The sequence below is a fragment of the Planktotalea sp. genome (assembly GCF_049680325.1).
Lineage (GTDB): Bacteria > Pseudomonadota > Alphaproteobacteria > Rhodobacterales > Rhodobacteraceae > Planktotalea.
Genome location: NZ_JBAUHO010000283.1, coordinates 1 through 5,368, shown reverse-complemented (window position 1 = coordinate 5,368; position 5,368 = coordinate 1). Strand labels below are relative to the sequence as shown.

Annotated in this window: 6 protein-coding genes and 1 pseudogene; all 7 read right to left on the bottom strand. The window is 55.0% G+C overall.

Annotated features, from left to right (window positions below; genetic code table 11):
* Window positions 1-100: 100 nt before the first annotated feature.
* Complete coding sequence (locus WBC85_RS13100) at window positions 101-250, bottom strand: hypothetical protein (RefSeq protein WP_424437929.1); 150 nt, start codon at window positions 248-250, stop codon at window positions 101-103.
* Between the two features lie 106 nt (window positions 251-356).
* Complete coding sequence (gene rseP, locus WBC85_RS13095; protein WP_424437926.1) at window positions 357-1,700, bottom strand: RIP metalloprotease RseP; 1,344 nt, start codon at window positions 1,698-1,700, stop codon at window positions 357-359.
* Between the two features lie 42 nt (window positions 1,701-1,742).
* Window positions 1,743-2,909 carry a 1-deoxy-D-xylulose-5-phosphate reductoisomerase gene (gene dxr, locus WBC85_RS13090; RefSeq protein WP_424437922.1) on the bottom strand — a complete coding sequence of 389 codons (1,167 nt, stop codon included), beginning with the start codon at window positions 2,907-2,909 and terminating at the stop codon, window positions 1,743-1,745.
* 9 nt (window positions 2,910-2,918) lie between these two features.
* Complete coding sequence (locus WBC85_RS13085; protein WP_424437919.1) at window positions 2,919-3,737, bottom strand: phosphatidate cytidylyltransferase; 819 nt, start codon at window positions 3,735-3,737, stop codon at window positions 2,919-2,921.
* Window positions 3,734-4,486: a polyprenyl diphosphate synthase gene (gene uppS, locus WBC85_RS13080; protein WP_424437914.1), complete on the bottom strand. Its 753-nt coding sequence runs from the start codon at window positions 4,484-4,486 to the stop codon at window positions 3,734-3,736. Before uppS ends, WBC85_RS13085 begins: the two co-directional genes overlap by 4 nt.
* Window positions 4,487-4,490: 4 nt before the next feature.
* Window positions 4,491-5,054 (bottom strand): ribosome recycling factor, encoded by a 564-nt coding sequence (gene frr / locus WBC85_RS13075; RefSeq protein ID WP_424437911.1) that lies wholly within the window; start codon window positions 5,052-5,054, stop codon window positions 4,491-4,493.
* Between the two features lie 95 nt (window positions 5,055-5,149).
* Window positions 5,150-5,368 (bottom strand): annotated as a pseudogene (gene pyrH / locus WBC85_RS13070) (UMP kinase); the annotation flags it as partial.

Here is a 5,368-nt window from a genome sequence, read left to right as displayed (position 1 = left end):
ACATCCCAGATAGGCTCTGACTAGCCCTAATGAGCCGTGTTGTCAAAAGCGGATCGGCCGATTTCTGCGTGGATCGCGCGGGCTTGTAACCTAGAAGGCGCTACAAGATGAAGGGGTTAGCAAATGTCACAGACGCCACATAGGCTGATAGTGACAGGCATAGCCCCAGCATAACGAAATACAAAAGGCGGTCCCAATTCAGCTCGATAAGAAAGCCAAGGCTACGGGTGCTGGATTGGATCAATTGCATTGTTTTGCTCTTTTCTAAGCGCCTGGGCGCCAATGTTAGGCTAAGTTACGAAAAGCCTAACAAGCAAATGAGGCGAAAAATGGGCAAACCCGATCAATTTTGAATCTCAAGGGCAAAACAGATCATTTCCGAGTGCGAATAGCATCAGGGACAGGATCATCACCAAACCCGCAGTCATAAAGATGCGCAGGGCTTTTTCGCTTGGCGGTTTTCCTGTGACGGCTTCGTAAGCGTAAAACACCAGATGCCCGCCATCCAGAACCGGCACCGGGAACAAGTTGAGCAAACCAACCGCTGTCGACAACAGCGCGATAAACCAGATGAAATTCGTTGCGCCCTGACTTGCCATTGCACCAGAGGTTTGAGCGATGCCAATCGGACCCGACAGGTTGCACGAGCTGATGGCCCCTGTCACCATGTGATACATGCCTGAAAGCGATCCCTCAATGATGCGGCGGGTCTGGCTGACGCCGTTGCTGAAGGCTGTTGTCAGCCCCATGGATTGCGTCGCTGGTTCAAAGAACAGCCCGCCAGCGACACCAATGCGCCACTGGGTGATAAAACTATTGTCGGCCTGCGCTTCATCGACGCGTTTCGGGGCCAGTGTGACCTGCCGCGTTTCGCCTGCGTTCCATAGCTCGAGCAGCAAAGGCGCGCCATCACTGCTTTCTACTGCTTCTTTCAACTGGGCAAAGGCATAGACAGGCGCACCGTTAATCGCCGTGATGACATCCGCTTCTTTCAAACCTGCCGCCAAAGCAGCCGATTGCGGGGCGACCATACTTATCAACGCAGGAAACGGATAAGGGCCAGCCACATCGAGCGTATTGCCAGCACGCTCAATCGTATAGGTGACGTTGGCCGCTTTTTCGACTTGTGTTTCAAGGGCATAAAAGCCGCCCTCGTCCTCGAGGCTGGGCACGGCAATTCCGTCGACAGCACGTAGAACATCGCCAACCTGCAATTCTTGCTCATAGGGCATCTCGCGTAGGCTGCCGACGGCTAAGGGGTCGCTGGCTTCGCCTTCGCCAAAGAAAATCGCCGTAAATACGATGATGGACAGGGCAAAGTTAAAGATAGGTCCGGCGGCAACCGTCGCAGCGCGCGCCCAAAGCGGTGCGCCGGGCATGGTGCGGCGTTGCTCTTCCGGGCTCATTTCGCGCACGGCTTCGCCGTCGGGCGCGCTGGCGGCATTGGCATCGCCTAAAAATTTGACATAGCCACCGAACGGCAACGCCGCGAACTGCCAAACCGTGCCATGCTTGTCGACACGGCTGAACAGTACCGGCCCAAATCCAAGCGAGAAGACTTCGGCATGAATACCAGACCAGCGGCCAACGATGTAGTGACCGTATTCATGGATCGCGACGATCACAGAAAGCGCCAGCACAAAGGCCAAAAGCGTCCAGATCACGTTACCAAATTGCGGCAAAAGCCCCAGAATATCCATGTTTTATGGTCCTTTTATCTGCTCTTGCGCCGCTTTTGCGGCCTATGTTTTTTCGATTATCGCATCGGCGGTGATACGTGCCAGATGGTCCATCGCAAGCACGCTATCAAGGGTCATTTCGGCATTTGTGAGGCTAGATTGGGCAGAAAGCTGGTTTAACACCTCTTCCACGACCTCTGCCATTTGCATGAATCCGATAGTTCCGTCGATGAAATGATCCAAGGCGCGTTCCTTGGCTGCGTTGAACACTGCGCCTGTGTGACCGCCTGCTGCCATGACCTCACGCGCAAGGCGCAGCGCAGGCCAGCGGGTTTCATCAGGATCGCGAAATGTCAGTTGCGAGAGCGCAGCCAGATCAAGGCGTTCAACAGGCAATTTGCGACGCTCGGGCCAATGCAGGGCGAAGCCAATGGCGTGGCGCATATCTGGTGGACCCACATGCGCCATCAGCGCGCCATCGTTGTATCCAACCAATGCATGGATCATGGATTGTGGATGAACAAGCACTTCGATGATGTTTGGATCAACCTCAAAAAACTCTCGTGTTTCAATAACTTCCAAGGCTTTGTTAAACATGGAAGCGCTATCAATCGTGATGCGCTGCCCCATGTCCCAATTCGGGTGTGTCGCCGCTTGTGCCGGCGTCGCACCAGCGAGCTTTTCCATCGGCCAATCGCGAAATGCACCGCCTGATGCTGTGATGATAATCCGCTCAACGGCTGCGATATCTTCGCCGATCAGCCCTTGGAACACCGCAGAATGTTCACTGTCTACGGGCAGCACGCGGGCTTTGTTCAGCCGGGCCGTGGCTTGGACCAAAGCACCAGCGCAGACCATGGATTCCTTGTTCGCGAGGGCAAGCGATGCGCCCTGCTCCAACGCTTTCAACCCGGGCGCAAGGCCAGCGGACCCGACGATCGCAGACATGACCCAATCGGCAGGTCGGCTCGCCGCTTCAAGCAATGCTTCAGGGCCTGCCGCTGCTTCGATATCGCTGCCAGCGAGCGCTGCGCGCAGGTCTGGCAAAAGCGTGGGGTCAGCCGTAACAGCCACATTTGCGCGCAAATCACGCGCATCTTTGGCAAGCTGTGCGATGTTGCGCGCGCCGCTCAACGCGACAACGTCGTATTCATCTGGCGCGCGTTTGATTAGATCAATGGTATTCTGGCCAATCGAACCCGTGGCACCAAAGATAGAAACCCGACGCATCGCCCTGCTCTATCCGCCTGTAACTGGCGGAAAGGCGATAAACAAACCGGTGACAAACAGAAATAACGCAGCGCCGAGCATCCCGTCGAAACGATCCAGCAGGCCGCCATGACCCGGGATCAGGTTCGAGCTGTCCTTAACGCCGACATGCCGTTTGATAGCGCTTTCGGCGATGTCCCCCAATTGCGAGGCAAAAGCCGCGCAAATTGACATCAGGACCACATTAGAGCCGCCGCCGAACAATTTGGCAAACACCAGCCCCACAATCGCCGCACCGATCCAACCCGCAATAGTGCCGGACCATGTTTTCTTGGGACTGACACGTGGCCAGAACTTTGGTCCGCCAAGAATGCGCCCAGCGAAATATCCGGCAACATCGGTCACGATCACCACCAACAACAACCAGGCCATCCACGTGATGCCAAAATTGTCGCGCAGGGCAATAAGACTAAACCCTGCCACCAGAATGACCGCTGTATAGCTCATGAAGATGCGTTTTGCTTTCGCAGGTTCAGCACCTTCTTTAAGCAATGAAAAACCCACGAAACTAGGGGCCAAAAGCAATGGCAGAATTGTGCTTGCATAGGGTGTGTAGCTAGCTGCGAACAGGGCGCTGCCGCTGATGATCGCAAGCCAAACGGGCGTTTGCGGATCACCGGTGCGCAGCATTCGGGCCAGCTCCCACACCATCAAAGCGCAAGCAAGCGGCACCAACAGGTGGATCCAGACACCGCCAGCCCAAACCACAAACACACCAATAACCAACATGGCGATTGCGCTTAAAACCCGAGGGCGCAAATCGCCCCATTTGGCGTGGGCGCTGCTCATACTTTTACAGCGCCAAAGCGGCGTTCGCGCGTTCCGTATTTTTGCGTAAGTGCGGAAAACTCGTCTGCCGTGAAATCAGGCCAGAGCGTATCGATGAATTCGTACTCGGCATAGGCGGATTGCCACAGAAGAAAATTTGAAATTCTTGCCTCACCGCTTGTGCGAATAACAAGATCCGGATCCGGTAAAACATAAGTATCCAAATACTTTGGCAAAGTTTCTTCATCTACCGTTTCAGGATCAAGTTTTCCGCTGGCTACGTCCTGTGCAAGTCGCTTGGTCGCGCGGGCAACTTCATCGCGGCCGCCGTAATTCAAGGCAATCGTCAAATGCACGCGGTCATTATGAGCCGTCATGGTTTCCAGATTGTCCATCATTTCGACCAGCTTGTCGTTCAGCCGCACCCGATCCCCGATGAAACGCACACGCACACCATCATCAGACAGCGCGCGCGCCTCTTTCGTGATATAGCGTTGGAACAGCTTCATCAGGCCAGAAACTTCGACCTGTGTGCGTTTCCAGTTTTCCGTCGAAAAGGCGAAAATAGTAAGGTATTTAACGCCGTTTTCGGGACACGCTTCAACGATTTCGCGCACACGGCGCGCACCTGCGTGGTGCCCGAACAAACGCGGACGCCCGCGCATTTGTGCCCAGCGTCCGTTGCCGTCCATAATAATCGCCACATGACGCGGTCCATTGACCGTCCCCGCTTCGCTTGGCGGATTGGAAGCGTCTGCGGCACTTGTCATACTGTCAGACCTGCATGATTTCGGCTTGCTTGTTCTCAAGCGCCGCATCAACCGCCTTGATCGCCTTGTCGGTCAGTTCCTGAACTTCGGTTTCCCAGAACTTCTGGTCATCTTCGGACATGCCGTCGGCCTTGGCCTTTTTGATCTGGTCCATGCCATCACGACGCACGTTGCGCACGGAAACGCGCGCATGTTCGGCATATTGCGCGGCGACCTTGGTCAGTTCGCGGCGGCGCTCTTCGTTCAGCTCTGGAATCGGCAACATGATAATCGTGCCGTTCAGTTGCGGGTTGATCCCCAAGCCGCTCTCACGAATGGCTTTTTCAACTTTCCCAACAAGACCTTTGTCCCAAACGTTGATCGTGACCATGCGCGGCTCTGGAACGTTGACCGTGCCAACCTGATTGATCGGCGTCATGCTGCCGTAGGCATCCACCATCACGGGTTCAAGCATCGAACCGGAAGCGCGTCCTGTGCGCAAACTTGCAAATTCGGTTTTCAAACTATTCATCGCGCCGTCCATGCGTCGCTGCAAATCGTCTGTGTCGAGAATGAAGTCGTCTGACATGGTTTGCTCACCTTTTTCGCCAGTTTTGCTTTTAGCGTCTTATAGCCCAGCCCTTGGTGTAATCGCAATGGCGTGAGGGATTTACGCGATACCAGTTAGTCCTGAACGCGGGTGTAGGTTCCCTCGCCCGCCAGAATGCCCTTGAAACCGCCCGGTTCGTCCAGCGAAAAGACAATGATCGGAAGGTTGTTGTCGCGCGCCAAGGCAATCGCGGAAGCGTCCATAACGCCCAGGTGCTTCTGCAAAACTTCATCGAAGGAAACAGTGTCATAGCGTTTGGCATCCGGGTATTTGACCGGGTCTTTATCATAGAC